The sequence below is a fragment of the Pseudomonas sp. KBN12P06040 genome (assembly GCF_037574965.1).
GTDB classification, from domain to species: Bacteria; Pseudomonadota; Gammaproteobacteria; order Pseudomonadales; family Pseudomonadaceae; genus Pseudomonas; species Pseudomonas aeruginosa.
Genome location: NZ_JBBELS010000001.1, coordinates 3,428,365 through 3,444,701, shown reverse-complemented (window position 1 = coordinate 3,444,701; position 16,337 = coordinate 3,428,365). Strand labels below are relative to the sequence as shown.

At 60.4% G+C, this 16,337-nt stretch carries 11 protein-coding genes; 5 read left to right on the top strand and 6 right to left on the bottom strand.

Going from position 1 to position 16,337, the window contains the following annotated elements; genetic code table 11:
• Positions 1-88: 88 nt before the first annotated feature.
• The 4 genes from VQ067_RS16185 (at position 89) to VQ067_RS16170 (ending at position 4,663) form a co-directional block, all read left to right on the top strand.
• Entirely contained in the window at positions 89-601 is a 513-nt protein-coding gene (locus tag VQ067_RS16185; protein ID WP_003088271.1) for a (2Fe-2S)-binding protein, read from the top strand.
• Positions 598-1,587 (top strand): FAD binding domain-containing protein, encoded by a 990-nt coding sequence (locus tag VQ067_RS16180; protein WP_003102358.1) that lies wholly within the window; start codon positions 598-600, stop codon positions 1,585-1,587. The genes VQ067_RS16185 and VQ067_RS16180 overlap by 4 nt, the downstream gene beginning before the upstream one ends.
• The gene (locus tag VQ067_RS16175; protein ID WP_033991025.1) at positions 1,584-3,788 is read left to right on the top strand and encodes a xanthine dehydrogenase family protein molybdopterin-binding subunit; all 2,205 of its coding nucleotides are present in this window, start codon (positions 1,584-1,586) and stop codon (positions 3,786-3,788) included. The genes VQ067_RS16180 and VQ067_RS16175 overlap by 4 nt, the downstream gene beginning before the upstream one ends.
• A gap of 494 nt (positions 3,789-4,282) precedes the next feature.
• Positions 4,283-4,663, top strand: a complete 381-nt coding sequence (locus VQ067_RS16170; RefSeq protein WP_004363688.1) for a DUF4354 family protein — start codon at positions 4,283-4,285, stop codon at positions 4,661-4,663.
• A gap of 603 nt (positions 4,664-5,266) precedes the next feature.
• Here VQ067_RS16170 and VQ067_RS16165 read toward each other — a convergent pair.
• The 6 genes from VQ067_RS16165 to VQ067_RS16140 form a co-directional block, all read right to left on the bottom strand.
• Positions 5,267-5,977: a hypothetical protein gene (locus tag VQ067_RS16165; RefSeq protein ID WP_145980491.1), complete on the bottom strand. Its 711-nt coding sequence runs from the start codon at positions 5,975-5,977 to the stop codon at positions 5,267-5,269.
• Positions 5,974-9,234 carry a hypothetical protein gene (locus VQ067_RS16160; RefSeq protein WP_023094765.1) on the bottom strand — a complete coding sequence of 1,087 codons (3,261 nt, stop codon included), beginning with the start codon at positions 9,232-9,234 and terminating at the stop codon, positions 5,974-5,976. Before VQ067_RS16160 ends, VQ067_RS16165 begins: the two co-directional genes overlap by 4 nt.
• A gap of 402 nt (positions 9,235-9,636) precedes the next feature.
• Complete coding sequence (locus tag VQ067_RS16155) at positions 9,637-10,776, bottom strand: catalase family protein (RefSeq protein ID WP_003088286.1); 1,140 nt, start codon at positions 10,774-10,776, stop codon at positions 9,637-9,639.
• Positions 10,777-10,954: 178 nt separating this feature from the next.
• Positions 10,955-12,850, bottom strand: coding sequence for a di-heme-cytochrome C peroxidase (locus VQ067_RS16150; protein ID WP_003139800.1), 1,896 nt, complete (start codon positions 12,848-12,850; stop codon positions 10,955-10,957).
• A gap of 310 nt (positions 12,851-13,160) precedes the next feature.
• Entirely contained in the window at positions 13,161-13,295 is a 135-nt protein-coding gene (locus VQ067_RS16145; RefSeq protein ID WP_003088290.1) for a hypothetical protein, read from the bottom strand.
• 157 nt (positions 13,296-13,452) lie between these two features.
• Positions 13,453-14,550, bottom strand: coding sequence for a GNAT family N-acetyltransferase/peptidase C39 family protein (locus VQ067_RS16140; protein ID WP_003088292.1), 1,098 nt, complete (start codon positions 14,548-14,550; stop codon positions 13,453-13,455).
• A gap of 190 nt (positions 14,551-14,740) precedes the next feature.
• Between VQ067_RS16140 and VQ067_RS16135 the strand changes: the two genes are divergently transcribed.
• Complete coding sequence (locus VQ067_RS16135) at positions 14,741-16,228, top strand: RimK family protein (protein WP_033991026.1); 1,488 nt, start codon at positions 14,741-14,743, stop codon at positions 16,226-16,228.
• Positions 16,229-16,337 lie beyond the last annotated feature (109 nt).

Genomic DNA, 16,337 nt, shown 5'->3' with positions numbered 1-16,337 from the left:
TTTACTTTGAACGTATCTTCGAGCCGTTCGGTCGGACCTGAAAAAGCGGCATCCGCCGCGCCGATGCACCGACCGTGAGGCTTGTACCATGACCAATCCGGAGCCGGCGGACCTGCCGATCAGCCTGCTGATCAATGGCCAGCGCCGAGAGCTGAGAGTACCCCCGTGGCTGACGCTGCTCGACCTGCTGCGCGAGCGGCTCGACCTGGTGGGCAGCAAGAAGGGCTGCGACCACGGCCAATGCGGCGCTTGCACGGTGTTGCGCAACGGTCGCCGGATCAACGCCTGCCTGACGCTGGCGGTGATGTGCGACGGCGATGCACTGACTACCATCGAAGGTCTGGCCGAGGGTGATCGCCTGCATCCCCTGCAACAGGCGTTCATCCGCCATGATGCCTTCCAGTGCGGCTACTGCACGCCCGGACAGATCTGTTCGGCCCTTGGCCTGGCGAGCGAGGGGCGGGCGCGCTCGCGGGCGGAGATCCGCGAGGGCATGAGCGGCAACCTGTGCCGCTGCGGCGCCTACGGCAATATCCTCGACGCCGTGGAAGACGCCTTGCCGCTGCTCGATCGCGACGGACAGGGAGGGCAGCGCGCATGACGCCCTTCGCCTATGCCAAGCCGGCCGACATCGAGCAGGCGCTGGGCCTCGCCGGCCCGGAGTCGCGCTACATCGCCGGCGGCACCAACCTGCTCGACCTGATGAAGGAAAACGTTGCCAGGCCCCGGCGACTCATCGACATCACCGGCCTCCCGCTGCGCGACATCCGCCGGACGCCCACCGGCGGCCTGCTGGTCGGAGCCCTGGTCAGCAACGCCGAACTGGCCTGGAATCCCGCCGTGGAGGCGGACTATCCCTTGCTAGCCCAGGCGATCCTCGCCGGCGCATCGCCGCAGTTGCGCAACATGGCCAGCACCGGCGGCAACCTGTTGCAGCGTACCCGCTGCCAGTATTTCTACGACACCGGCACGCCATGCAACAAGCGCGAGCCGGGCAGCGGATGCCCCGCGCGCAGCGGGCTGAACCGCAACCATGCGATCCTCGGCGCCAGCGAACACTGCGTGGCGGTACATCCATCCGACCTGTGCGTGGCGCTGGCGGCGCTGGAGGCTCAGGTACTGGTGCGCGGCCGCGCTGGCGAGCGGCGGGTCGCTTTCGCCGACTTCCATCGCCTGCCGGCGGACACGCCCGAGCGCGACAACTGCCTGGCCGTCGACGAACTGGTCACCGCCATCGAGCTGCCAGCGCCGCGCTTCGCGCGGCATTGCCACTACCTGAAGGTGCGCGACCGGGCCTCCTACGCCTTCGCCCTGGTCTCGGTGGCGGCGGCCCTGGAACCGGACGGCGAGCGCATTGGCGAACTGCGCCTGGCGCTCGGCGGCGTGGCCCACAAGCCATGGCGCGTCGCAGAGCTGGAGGAACGTTTCAGGGGCCACCCGGCGAACCGGGACAGCTATGTCCGCTTCGCCGAAGCGCTGCTGCGTGACGCCAGGCCGCTGGCCCACAACGCCTTCAAGATCGGATTGGCGCGCAACGCCATCGTTCGCGCACTGGAAGAAGCCCACTCGGGAGGGATCGGCCAATGAGCAGCCTGCCACACAGCACCGGGCAAGCCCTGGATCGCGTCGACGGGCAAGCCAAGGTCACCGGCCAGGCTCGTTACGCCGCCGAATATCCTGCCGCCGACCTGCTCCACGGCAGCGTGGTCAGCAGCGACGTCGCCCGCGGCCGGGTGCGCGGCATCGACTGTGCGGCGGCCCTGGCGGTACCCGGGGTGGTCGCGGTACTGCATCACCTGAACCGGCCGCCGATGGCGGGCGACGACGAGCCCTACAAGGACGCCGATGCCGCCGAAGGCGAACCCTTCCGCCCGCTGTTCGACGACCGCGTCCTGTACAGCGGCCAGCCCCTTGCCCTGGTCCTGGCACGGAGCCTGGAACTGGCCCGCTACGCGGGCTCGCTGCTGCGCATCGATATCGAGCCCGAGCCGCACCAGACCGACCTGCTGGCCGCCCTCGACCAGGCCCATGAGGCTCCCGCCGAACTGCCCGCCGAGCGCGGCGATTTCTACACCGCCTACCGCGCCGCGCCGATTCGGGTCGAGGCCAGCTACAGCACGCCGATCGAGCACCACAATCCCATGGAACCGCACGCGTCCACGGTCATCGTCCAGCCCGACGGCAGCCTGCTGGTGCACGACAAGACCCAGGGGACGCAGAACAGCCAGGCCTACCTGCAAAAGGTCTTCGGCCTGCCCGCCGACAAGGTAAGGGTCTGTGCCGCCTACGTCGGCGGCGCCTTCGGCTCCGGCCTGCGTCCGCAATACCAGTTGACCCTGGCGGTGATGGCGGCGCTGCAACTGCGGCGGTCGGTGCGCGTAGTGCTGACCCGCCAGCAGATGTTCACCTTCGGCTACCGGCCGCGCACCCTGCAGCGCCTGCAACTGGGCGCCGATGCCGAGGGGCGCCTGCTTGCGCTGGGCCACCAGGCGACAGCGCAGACCTCGCGCTTCGAAGACTTCACCGAGCACGTGGTGGAGTGGAGCGGCATGCTCTATCGCTGCGAGAACCTTTCCCTGGCCTACCGTCTGGTGCCGCTGGACGTCTATACCCCGCTGGACATGCGCGCCCCCGGCGCGGCGCTGGGATTGATCGGGCTGGAATGCGCGATGGACGAACTGGCGGTGCGGCTCGGCATGGACCCCATCGCGCTGCGCCGGTTCAACTTCGCCGAGCGCAACGGCAACGAGGACAAGCCGTACTCCAGCAAGGCGCTGCTGGCCTGCTACGAGGAGGGCGCCCGGCGCTTCGGTTGGCAGGCCCGCGACCCACGGCCACGGAGCATGAGCGAAGGGCGCCAGTTGCTCGGCTGGGGCATGGCCGGCGGCGTCTGGGAGGCCATGCAGAGCAAGGCCAGCGCGAGGGCGCGGCTGGAGGCGGACGGCCTGCTGCGGGTGGCCAGCGCGACCACGGATATCGGCACCGGCACCTACACGGTGATGACCCAGATCGCCGCCGACGCCGCTGGCATGGCGCCGGAAGAGGTGCGCTTCCAGCTTGGCGACAGTGCGTTGCCCAAGGCTCCATTGCAGGGCGGCTCGTTCACCGTCTCGTCGGTCGGTTCCGCCGTCCGCCTGGCCTGCCTGCGCCTGCGCCAGGCCCTGGTCGCCCATGCCAGGGCCCGCCATCCGGAGCTGGCCGGCGCCGCCGAAGAGCGCTTCCGCATATGCCGTGGCCATCTGGAAGCGGGCGATACGCGATACGCCCTGGCCGACCTGCTGCAAGGGCTGCCGGAAGACGCGTTGCAGGTGGAGGTGGAAGCTGAACCCTCGGCGCGGCGCAAAGGCTACGCCACCGCGACCCATTCGGCGGTATTCGTCGAGGTGCGGATCGATGAAGCCCTCGGTACCCTGCGTGTGAGCCGGGTGGTCAGCGCGGTCGCGGCGGGGCGGGTGATCAACCCGAAGACCGCTCGCAGCCAGATACTCGGCGGGGTGGTCTGGGGCCTGGGCATGGCCTTGCAGGAGGAAACCCAGGTCGACCATGCGCTGGGCCGCTGCATGAACCACAACCTCGCCGAGTACCACATCCCGGTTAACGCCGATATTGGCGATATCGAGGTGATCTTCGTCGACGAACCCGACGATATCGTTAACGAACTGGGCTCCAAGGGCGTCGGCGAAATAGGTATCGTCGGCGTCGCCGCCGCAGTGGCGAATGCCGTGTACCACGCCACCGGCCGCCGCCTGCGCGACTTCCCGCTGACCGTCGACAAGTTGCTCGGCTGAGCCCGGCAGCCTGCGCAAGCAGCTTGGCGGCCACCCGCCGGGTCGCCGGGCTTGACTCTCCCCCAAGGGGAAGATCGCAGGCCCCGCTCGCCACCCGCAACGGAGTCGAACACGACATGCCGCCGACAGCCTCGGTGACGCCCTCGCCGAGCGCTACCGCGATGCCGGTCCAGGCGCACTTGTTGCATCGCGGCCACGCCGAAGCGAACCTGCCCGGCGCCCATTGGGCCATCGCCTGGGCCGAGCGTCCGGCCTGTGGTTGCAAGCGTTCGAGGGCAGCCTGGCGGGCGCGAGGATCGTGCGGGTTCGAAGACCGGCGTTCCGCGTAGCGAGCGGTTTTCGCCTGGAAGCACGGTTGCGGGAAAAGTTCCGCTGGAAACCCTCCGACTTGCAGAACACGAGGCGCCCCGCATTCCTTGGCACTGCGCTTGATCGCGGCGAAAAGACCCACGGAAAATCACCGGGTCGTTCAGTCTTTGCCAAAGGAAATCAGTATGAAGAACGCAATGGCCCTGACCCTGGCCGGCCTGCTGGCCGCTCCTTCCCTCGGCTTCGCCGCCGCGCCGGACGCAGTGATGGTCTTCGCCCGCCAGGGCGACAAGGGCAGCGTGTCCGTCGGCGACAAGCACTTCCGCACCCAGGCCTTCAAGGTCCGCCTGGTGAATGCGGCGAAGAGCGAGATCAGCCTGAAGAACAGCTGCCTGGTGGCGCAGTCCGCCGCCGGCCAGTCCTTCAGGCTGGATACCGTGGACGAGGAACTCACCGCCGAGACCCTCAAGCCGGGGGCCACCGTCGAAGGCGACGCGATCTTCGCCTCCGAAGACGACGCGGTGTACGGCGCATCGCTGGTCAGGCTGAGCGACCGGTGCAAGTAGGCGACTAGCCGTTGCGCAGCGAAAGCCGCAGGGCAGCCTCGGCGGCTTTCGGGTGCGAGGAAACGGCTTTCGAAGGTTTCGGCGCGAATCTGAAATCATTCAGGGCGCGTTTCCGGTGCTTCTGGTTGCCTGGGCTGGGGGCCGAATTCCAGTTTCCAGATGCCCGGGGCTAGGGGAGGGTAGACATCGCTCCAGGCTGCGCCCGAGCGAGGCGCTCGACCCACAAGGCACGCCCGGCCCTCTCTCCCGTGTGCGGGAGAGGGTTGGGGTGAGGGCCGCCAACACCACATTTCAAAAACCGATCCGCGACACTCAAGCCGCAGCTATTGCGGTTAGCAGCGGGGGAGGTTGTGGTTTTGCGGGTGGCAATAGGTGTGCCGACCAGGTATGGGAGATGCTATGGCTTAGGGAGGGAACGGCTGTATACGGCCAGAAGCAGACGCTAAATCTAGGGGTGCTTTCGGCCGGTTCTGTTGAAGAATTCGGTCCTGCCAAAATGCCCACATACTGACCGTTGGAAACGCCTTTTTACACACCGCTACAGGAACCGAGCCTAGGTTCCTTGCTCACGGTTAAAATTTTAATCTCAGCCTAACGAGCCATTTAGGTATGGTGGGAATTAGGAATAGGCAAATTGAAGTAGTACCGCAACGCAGAAATCAATTTCAAAACCTCTTCTAAATCCTGTCGTATAGCATTTTCCTTAATGTACCGATGAAATTTAGCCTTTCCATCTTTGGTAAATTCGCGATGTGTTTTATCTGCTTTCGCTATGTTGGTTTTTACCGCTCCCCCAAATTCTTCAATAAATGCAAGTGCTAGCTCTTCGGATATTAAATCTTCAATCTCCCAATCCATCCCCCTGTAAGATTCATTATTCTTTTTAAATGCAGCTTCGACTGTTTTTTGGTCTAGATTCCCGGGTAGTGGCATAATAGGCATAAGCCGGAATACATCTCTATACTCTAACAAACCACCTACACTTTTTGCTGTCGCGATTGCCCTCCGACTAGCATGATCATTATCAAATAGCCCTACGAATCTATAGATCTGCTTCCCATTGGCGTCCATCACGTTTCGACCTAGGCTTCTAAAAGTTATCAACTCTCTAAGAAGCCCGTCCACTCCACCCTGTTCTCTTTCTCCAGCAGCTAGAAATGCTAGGTCCTCCAAAAAATCCAATCCGGAGCGCTGCTTTTCAAGCTGGCCAACGAGATGTATTAAAGCGACGTCTGATGTGCCCTCAACTAAAACGTTGCGACGTTTTATTTGCATCCCGAGTTTACCTGCATAGCTCGCGATATCATCACTCATATCCCGAGCTCTTCTTGAGAGTTTGCTACCAAAACAGGACGTAAAAACGGACCATTATGTCCAAACGATACCTGAGCAACAAACTGCATCCCGGGGCGGAGCTGCCGATATCCGAACTCCTCAACCCTAAAAGGCACGCCTATATTGACAAATTCCTTAACAGTAGCTAGCCCGCGACGCTCGTAATCGGATCCTGCGACGGCATGGACCACTTGAAGATTTTCAGTTCCTGGTACACGGAGCCACCTGAGTCTCGATGGCACTTGGACATAATGCTCAGTAGTTCTCCAAAGTTGCCGTAAGCCACGGAATATTTTATCAGCTTCGACAGGTCTATTCTCTTGAAATAAAAGAATGGCATACTCTAGCCTTATCTGCAAAGGCTCTTGATATGTAGATAAGACCACCTCCTCAACTAGCTCTAGTTGTTTTTTGAAATCAAACGGAGATGTAATGCATACAAGCTCGTACTTTAATCGTAAAACTTGAATGTTACCTCTTCCTATAGGATGGTCCAACATTTTAAGCGCGGCATTTTGTTGGGTGGTACTCGCATTCGCCAAGTCCAATTGGCCGCTTTCGCTTCCGCCGGCCAAGAGTTTCCATGCATTTATTAGTAAGTCTGTACTGTTTACGGGATCAGCCGAAAGGGAGTCTAGAGGTGTGAGGTTAAATAATTTTTTTATTGCTTCATCGGCAAGGCCTTGCCATTGCATGTTTCGAGCAGTGTGCGCATTAGATGTGAGCGCGGAAAATATGACCCCCAACACTTCGATGCAGTGAGCGATTGCTTTATCTGGAGCTTCTAATGATGTTTCCTCCAGCAAGTGCTTAACATAAGTTTCCATAACAAAGGGACTGCTCGGATTTTGTTCGTATGCCTTTCGAGTTGCCTGGCTTGCCGCTTGCATATACTCAAGAACTATATCTCTAGATGCACCTTGCGCAGCTTCAATCTTGGCAAAATCTAAGTAAGCGTTTGCTAAAGAGTTATAAAGATTAATGTCAGGCTCAGATCCTGATTCAAATTGAATAAATTCTAATGCGTAGCGGATATCTACGATGGCCGCATTGAGCAACGACTTTCGTTCGTTCGGAGTGACAAGATTTGCTTTTTCGTCAAACTTCGCAATACGCCGACGTGAGATGGCGCTATGGTGACGAAATACACGACTTGTATTCTTAAGGCCCGCTGGCATATTGTCTAAGGCTTTGAGAACTGATCGCCAAAAAAACATAAAATTTGCGCGGCCATGTGCAGGGTCAATTTTAAATATCGATTTTGCGAAATCTTCGCCCACGGCTCGATAGCGAATCTCTCCAAGTTGAGGCTTCTTAGAAACTCTTTCCAGTAGTAAGAATCTTAAATGCTCTGCATCGCGGGCTTCGGAAAAGCCCAGATCATTGCGCTTTTCGTTATCAAAAAAAAGAGCATTAATTAAATAACGACCCAATATGTCATGAATTAATGCCCAATAGCGCTCTCCATTAGCTGCAACCTTTACTAGCCCTAGCGACGCCAATTCTGTTCTTCGGTCCTCTAGAAGATGTGACATTGGCCATTCACTATCGGATTTTAGTAGCAAGCCCTCAGGCATCGGTATTCTTTCAGAACTCAGTGCTGCAATTTCTAACACTGCCAGGCGGATATTTTTACTTTCAGTATTCTCACAGAATTTTCTGAACATCCATGATTGGATCGACTCGTTTAAGTCATATTCTCCTTGAATCCAGAAGGAAAGTATGACCCAGAATGATGCAAGACCTTCCAGATTCTCAATGCTGTGAGCTCGGTAGAAACTATTCCACTGGCTTTGACTTCTAGCTTTCCCGTAAACTTTAAGATAGCGATTTAAGTGCTGACCAAGTTCAAGCGTGCTTCGTTCATCGAGTGCATGATTCAGTTCAGCTATACGCTTAAATGTAGGAGAGGTATAGAATGCCAATCCAACCACAGGGCTACTTACTATGAGCGTGCATACTGGTCTGCCAGACTTGATCAATTCTTGATTGAATCTTAATAGTTCTCCGTCGCGCCCTTGCCAATGAATAACGTCAAAAATTATGATCCAAGGTGTTTCATATTTTTTTGACCCTGACCCTTTTGAAGACTCTATCCCAATTGGCTCAGACTCTTCTCCATGATCTGCAGAAAAAGCTTGATGAGCCCTCGTTAAAAAATTTGAGATACTAAGTGCATCTGGAATAAACGGAAATTGCTTAGCGACAAGGACAGGATAACCTTTGCTAGCCAACTCCCAGCCGAGAGCGTGAGCACATGTAGTCCCGCCGGCTCCTGATTCTGCTGTTATATAAGCGATGCAGTTTTCATCAGCCCCAACGGTATCAAGCCGGCTAACTAAAGAAAGAAGTTTTTTTCCTGAAGTTTTATCCTTGATCCACGGTAAACCGGCTCTGTACGGTCTCCATGAAGAGTCTGTATTTTGAAAAAATTCGATAAAATCTTTTTCAGCTAGCTCTTCCGGGAGCAACGGGGAGAGATCTTGAAGCTGAATTAATTTATAGTTTTCTGTAATTGGACGTTGCAAATCATCGACAAATGATAGGTCGATATTTTTGAAATCCCCCCTCCTATCTTTCATTCTTACAATTGTTGCATGCTCAGGATACGTCTGCCGATACTTGGAGACGGTTTCGATGGCTGCGCTAGTTATATCTAAAGATAATAAGTTTACGACTTTTGCACGCGAGTGACTTTCCACCCATTTTGTAAGTAAATCAGTTGCGTCTTGGCGCTGACTGCAAACAGTTAAGTAAGACTGGAAACCAGCTTTCCAAAGCTCTGTAAGTGACGGAGGTATGATATCTTCACCGTCACCTATCACGACGACACTTCTTACTTGAGACTCTTGTAAGACGTTCAGCATGGACAGGTGTCGCAGTCTACTTTTGAAATCGGTTGCGTTAGCTTCATTTTTGCCGTTCAGCAGATATACCGGCAGGCAACGATGAGGCAATTGAGAGGCCGTTGGATCGTTATCGATTATCTGTACAAATCCTCGCCTTCTTGTTTCTATAGAATCAAAATCGGAAGCGTTTTCTAGCGCGCTAACTAAATTAGCATTGTAATTCTCAATAAAGATCGCGCGCCACGGCAAGCTTGCAAAGGCAATTATCGGATCAGTAGATTCAATATCGCCTAGCTCTCTGATCCAGAGAGCAACATCGCGAGTCTCAATACTCGAAACAAGCGAATCTGATATATTCTTTTGTTCGATAACCTTGAAGCCGCTCATGTGTCTCTCCATTCCAAAATATTACTGCCGCACTCCTTACTATTTATAAATGAAGTGGTGCAGTATACAGAGTTGTCCCGCGACCTGCTGCTGATGGCAATCTGCCTCAGCTGCCGAGGCGGCGCAATAAAAAATGACATTATTTCTGAGGAAATTGATGCGCTCACCTCATTTTTCCGTCAGACAGAGCACCCAGTTATCAATCGAATATTGTACGCGAATCTATATTTCCTCAATCCTAACTCTATATCTCCCTTGACTCTGTAGACGTAAATGACCGGCAACTATGGGTAGTAAGAAGTCTGTTCCGAACGGCCGCTTCTGGCCGTTTTCTGCCAGTCCAGATTGGCGAAATCCATACCAATAAGAGCCTCCATACGCAGCTACCTTCCACCCAACCCCTCACCCATTTCTCCCCAACCTATACCCACTGACCGCCTCGTAAACCGCCTTCCGCAACCGGTTGATCCCGCCGATCGGCCGATGCTCCGGCAGCGCGTGCCAGGGGTTGAACGAGAGGTTGTCACAGAACAGGTTCTGTTCCCGGCTATCAAAATCCTGAGCTGGCACAATGATGTCAGCTATGGTAGCGAAGGGCGCGTCCGACTCCTTCCATTCGACGCTGGTGTCTTCGATGGGCATGTACTTGGCCGGGTCCTGGCGCTGCACCTGGAAGGCGTAGCAGGCGGGGGTGCGGTCGATAGAGAGTTGCTGGTACAGGGCGGCGCGGAGGAAGTTGGGCAGGTCCTGGTTCTGCTTCGGTAGCTGGTAGGCCGGGCATTTCTCCGGGGCGGGGACGACGCGGAACTTGATGTTGTGTTCGCCCAGCTTGTACGGCGAGATGCCGTTGTAGCCGGCGTGCAGCGGGCTGTCCGGGGCGGGGGCGAGGGTGCGCAGGGCGATCAGCAGGTGGCGCAGTTCCCAGCTGGCGGGGTTCCAGTTGGGGAAGAAGGCCAGGGCTTTCTTGCCGTCGGCCTGGGCGGCGAAGTTCTGCCGGTATTCGGCGATGTCGCGGATGAAGAACACCGGCTGGTTGAACATGACGAAGTCCTGCTCGCCGTCATGGCCGCGGCCGGGCAGGAGTTTTTCGCCGGGCACGTCGAGCAGCTTGATGGCCATGCCGCGCGCGTCGTTCTTGCTGTCGAACTGCGGGTAGGCGTTGCCGTTGGAGAAGCGCACCCAGGCGTTCCAGCTCTTGCCCGCTTCGGCGAACACGCCGCGACGCAGGGTCGGGTCGAGGTCGGCGCGTACCTTGAACTCGGCCTTCACGCAGCCGTGGGCCTTGGCGTGGGCATCGCGCAGGACGCGGGTGTTGTCGCGGTGCTGTTCGACCACGCGGATGGCGTCCTGGATGATCGCTTGGGTGATGCGGGCTTCGTCCGGGGCGATCTGCTCTTCCGCGGACACCGGGCCGGAGAATTTCCAGGCGTAGTAGAGGCTGCCGATGGCCCAGCCGCCGAGGCCGACGGCCAGCAGCAGGAGGAGCAGGCGGCCGAGCCATTTGCCGAGGAACAGCCAGGCGTGGGTGAGGAGTGCGCGCATGGAGTGGGTGTCCTTGGTGGTGTGCGTTGGCTGTGGGCTTTTATTCTTCTTGGGCGGGGAGTGCGCCACGATTGCTTCTCCCCGTCCTCTGGCTAGGCGTCCCCCCTGAAGGGAGAGGGGCTGCTCGGGGTGGAGAGGGGCGGCGGCGCCATGCCTCGCGCTTCTCCATTTCCCAGGTTCAGCGTTGCGCGGTCCGTTGCTCCGGCGCCGGGCATTTCGGGCCGGGCGTCCAGGGTGGGGTCTGGGCCGGGACCAGGCGGCGCTCGAATTCGGGGTTGCCGAGCACCTTCAGGTATTCCACCAGCGCCCAGCGTTCTTCCGGGCTGAGGGCGCGGCCGATCACGCCGTTCTGCCGGCAGCCGTCGCGGAATTCGTGGCCGCTGTTGCGGTTGCCGGTGAGACGGGTGTCGAGGAGGAAGCCGCCGGGGAATTTCTCGGTGCGGAATCCGACGAATTTCGGATCGAATTCGAAGGTGCCGACGTAGAACTGCGGCGAGCGTTCGGCGGCCGGGGAGAGCAGTTGGAACAGGTTGGGCACCGAGCCGTTGTGCAGGAATGGCGGGGTCGCCCAGACGCCGTCCAGCGGGCGGGCCTTGTAGGCGCGCAGTTCCTGTACACCGATCGGCAGGTCAAAGCCGTTCATGGTCTTCTGCTGTTCCGGCGGGATGCCGGCGTCCCGGTAGGCGCGCTGCTCGACGAAGGCGGTGATGTAGGCCAGGCCCTTGGCCGAGGACAGTTGCGAGAGGTCGAGTTGCTGCGGATCGGCGCCGATCAGCTGGACGTTCATCCGCGCCAGTTCGTCGACGCTCCAGCCGAGCTTGCGCAGGTCGTAGCGGTGGTCGGCGATGTTGTCGGCGGTGGTCGGGTCGGTGCCGATCACCTCGGTCGGCACCATGTGCATGCGCCACTCGGGATTGCGTCCGGGGGCGGCGTATTCCGCCGGTTGCACCTTGGGCGCATGGCAGAAGGCGCAGTTGGCTTCGAACAGGGCGCGGCCCTGGGAGGCGCGTTGCAGGTCGATGCGGCCGAAGAGGTCTTCCGGCCAGGTCGGCGGTTTCAGCTGTTGCAGGGTTTCTTCCAGGGCGTGCAGGTCATGCAGGCGTACGCTGGAGGCGTAGCGCTGCTCGCCCCGCAGCGGCTGACCGTGCTCGTCGAAGATCTGCAGGCGCGCGCCGACGCCGAGGGCCTCGCCGATGTTGCGCGCCATCGGCTGCATGGCCGAGCCGTTCCATTGCACCCAGTCGAATTTCCAGATGTCCCAGACCTGCGGATAGCTCACCGGGGCGTTGGCGACGCGATAGTTGCCCGGGTCGATGGCATCGCCGAAGACGCTGTTGGCGATGCGCCCGAAGGCGTCGGTGCGGCCGGGGCCTTCCTCGGTGGGGTAGAGGTGGCGGCGGGTGTCGTTCCAGGCGGTGCGCAGGAGGGTGTCGAGCACGGCCTTGAAGTCGGCGCGCAGTTGCGACTTGTCCTGTTCGTAGCGTTCGCCGAGGACTTTCCTGGCGAAGCGGTTGAACTTGAACGGGTTGTAGTAGGTGGCGGCCATGCTCGCGCCGAGCGCCTGGCCGAAGGCGCCGCCGCGCAGGGTCGGCACGGTGGCGGCGATGGAGTGCATGGCGGCGCCGCCGTCGATGCGCAGCGACTTGCCCTGGTAGCGCAGTTCGCCGGTGTGGCAGGCGGCGCAGGTGATGTCCAGGTAGCGGGTGCCGGTCTTCTCGTCGCGGTGCTGGCTGAAGCCCACCGGCAGGTTGCCGGGGTTGAGGTCGCTGGCCTTCTGCTGCGGATCGACGAGGAAGCCGAAGCGGGCGAGGTATTCGGGGGCGGCGAAGGGTTCTTCGGAGAAGGGCAGTTCGAGGGCGGTGAACCAGTCGTAGTGCAGGCCCTTCACCAGGGTGCCCTGGGGCGTGTAGTAGAAGCGCTGGCGGGCCTCGTCCTTCCATTGCGGCAGGTAGCGTACCTCGCTCGGCGCCTGGTAGTGGGGCAGGTTGGGATTGGCGACGTAGTAGACCACCACCCCGACGACCGCCAGCACGATCACGCCGACAACCAGCAGAGCCTTTTTCACGGTGCGCATCAGGAACGTCCTTGTAGGCCTTTTTTGGGCACCGTTATGCCAAGGCGTTGGCATATTGGCAAGCTGCTATCAGCTTTTTTGACAAGGTTTTCTTGACAGCGAACGGGTGAAACGTTTGCGCAGGCCTCGCCTGGCGATGTTGGCGACGAAAGCTCGGTATTTCACCGGAGAAAGGTGGACGCCGGAGCGTCGTGGAACGGCAGGGCGAGGCGCCGGTGGCCTGCCGGTCAGAGACCGGAGAAGGCCAGCCAGGCGATGATTGCGGCGTAGAGCATCCAAGTGGGATCGGTACGGCGGTCGAGCAGGGCTTTCATTTCTTCGCCTCCGCGCTCCAGAAGCCCTGGGCGTTGCGGAAGGGCTGGCGGGCCAGTTGTTCCAGGCGGGTGATGCCGTCGGCGCGCATGGCATTGATCAGGGCCGAAAAGGATTTGGCGGAGTAGCTCATGGTGTCGTCTCCAGTTCCGTTCTGGTTATTCGGGGATCTGGCGACTATGTAAACATCGGCGTTGGCGAATGAAAAATGGATAGTCTCACTAGCCACTATCGATGGAATTGATTGATAGGCGAGAACATCTCCCCGCCGCAGGGCGGGGCGATGCGGATCATTCCGGGTTGAACAGGATCACCGCCGCGCGCAGCTTGCTGCGGCCGAAGCGGCTCATCTTGTCGAACTCGGCGTGGCTTACCGGGATGTGCTGGCAGTCCAGCGGCTGGCGGTGCTGGCTGTGGTCGACGTCGGGATCGTGGAGGTAGACGAAGTCCTCGTCGTAGTGGGTGACCAGCACCCAGTGCGGGGCCTTGGAGCGGGTCAGGCGGTAGCTGCTGATCAGCACCAGCGGCTGGCCGCCCCGGGCCAGCTGGCGCGGGATGTCGAGCCTGGCCGAGCGCTTCTGCTCGACGCCCGAGGCGTCCAGTTCCTCGCAGAAGTCCTCGTGGACCAGGCGCATCACCGCCTTCTTGTCTTCGTTGCGTACGCCGTCGAGGAACAGCGGGCCGCTGGCGGACAGCACCAGCTTGACCCGGAAGCCGCGCCGCCAGGCGGCCAGCGCCAGGCCCTGGGGGCTACAGCCGCCGTGCCCGGCGGTCATGTAGATGGTGGTCGCCTCGCGCCACAGGCGCAGTTCCTCGCGGCGGGTCAACTGGCGCTCCGGTTGCAGCGCGCCCATGGCCATCAGCAGGCAGGCCGGGCCGCAGGTGAAATCGGTGGTCTGCCGGTAGAAGGGCACGTGGCGGCGCTGGTCGTGGCCGGGGTTGCGGATGCGTTTCTCGAAGCGCAGCGCTTCGCTGTGGTCCTCGTAGTAGTCGCGCACGGTGGCGAAGGGACGGTAGCCGTTGCGCTCGTAGAGGGCGATGGCGCCACGGTTGTCCGGGCGCACTTCCAGGCGCATGTAGGCGCGGTCGTTGTCCCGCGCGGCCTGCTCGGCGGCTTCCAGCAGCTTCTGGCCGAGGCCGATGCCGCGGGCGCGCGGGTCGATGGCGATGGAGTAGAGGCGGGCCAGCGAGGTGCCTTCGTGGAACAGCACCAGGGCGTAGCCGAGCACGCCGCCGTCGCCCTCGGCTACCGTCAGGCTGGCGTGGGCGCGGGTGAGCATCCACTGGAAGTTGCGGCGGGACAGGCGATCGTAGTCGAAGCAGCGGTTTTCCAGCTCGACCAGGGCGGACAGGTCGTCCGCGCCGGCCGGGCGGAGGGTCAGGTTCATAGCGGTCTCCACGGCCGCGGGCGGGAACTTCCGCGCGGGCGTGCTGTAATGGGTGCTGTACGCTTCGGTTTGCTGGCAGGCGCCATAGAGCGGTTTCGCAAGGGATTCCCGCCGAGTATTGGCCGGGATGCGTGCGCCGGCAAGCCGGTTCCGAATGCGCCGTGGTTTCGCTGTCCCCCCGGGAGGTGTCGTGAGCAAGCTGTTCATCATCGTGGAACGCAAGGAAGACTGGACGTCCTATTACCCCAGCGAGGATGTGGTCACCGCCCAGGAATACCTGGAACTGCCCATCGACGACGACACTGGCAAGCGGGTCCAGGTGATCAACCTGTGCCGGCACTACAAGTACCTGCGCCATGGCTACTACTGCTCGCTGCTCGCCGAGGCGCGCGGGCACAAGGTGATCCCCTCGGTGCGGACGATCAGCGAGCTGGCCAGGAAGTCGCTGTACAGCCTGGTCCTGGAGGACCTCGACCGCACCCTGGACAAGGCCCTGGCCGCGCACCCCTACGGCAGCACCGATGGTTTCACCCTGACCCTGTATTTCGGCCGTACCGACATCGAGCCGTTGCAGGACCTGGCGCGACAGTTGTTCGAGGCGTTTCCCTGCCCGTTGCTGCTGGTGGAGTTCAAGCGCAACCGCACCTGGCACATCGAGGGCATCAAGCCCGGCGCCATCCACAAGCTGCGCGAGGATCAGGAGGACCTCTTCGCCAACGCCCTGGACAGCTTCAGCCGGCAGATCTGGCGCAAGCCGCGTTCGCGCAAGCCGTTCCGCTACGACCTGGCGATCCTCCACGACCCCGGCGAGGCGTTCCCGCCGTCCGATGCCAAGGCGCTGAAGAACTTCGTGCGGGTCGGCCGCAGCCTCGGCATCGACGTCGACCTGATCGAGCGCAAGGACTATTCGCGGATCGCCGAGTACGACGCGCTGTTCATCCGCGAGACCACCAATGTCGCCGACCACACCTACCGTTTCGCCAAGAAGGCCGAGAGCGAAGGGTTGGTGGTGATGGACGACCCGGTGTCGATCCTGCGCTGCACCAACAAGGTGTATCTGGCCGACCTGCTGCTCAGCCACAAGCTGGGCATGCCGGCCACGGAGATTCTCTACAAGGAGAACCCGCAGGAACTGGAGAAGGTCGGCGAGCGCCTGGGCTTCCCGCTGGTGCTGAAGATTCCCGACGGCAGCTTCTCGCGCGGGGTGATCAAGGTGGAGGACCAGGAGCAGTTGCTGGCGGCCAGCGCCGAGCTGTTCGAGCGCTCGGTGCTGATCCTTGCCCAGGAGTTCTTCTATACCGAGTACGACTGGCGTATCGGCGTGCTCAACCGCAAGCCGATCTTCGCCTGCCAGTACTTCATGTCCAAGGGCCACTGGCAGATCTACGACCACAGCCCGGACGCCGAGGAGGCCAGCGGCGATTTCCGCACCATGCCCGTGCACGAGGCGCCGCGCAAGGTGGTGGAGCTGGCGGTGAAGACCGCCAACCTGATCGGCGACGGCCTCTACGGGGTGGACCTGAAGCAGGCCGGCGACAAGGTGGTGGTGATCGAGGTGAACGACAACCCGAACATCGACTGCGGGGTGGAGGATGTCTACCTCGGCGACGACCTCTACAAGCTGGTCCTGGAGGAGTTCGTCCGGCGCCTGGAAGTCAAGCGTCGCGGCTACGACTGATAAGACGATTTCGGCATTGGCGATATAAACAAAGATTCACTTTCGCGCGTCAAAAAATTGCTAGATTTTCCTTTCAGAGCGCCAACATGCCGTTTTTATGACGGTTCAA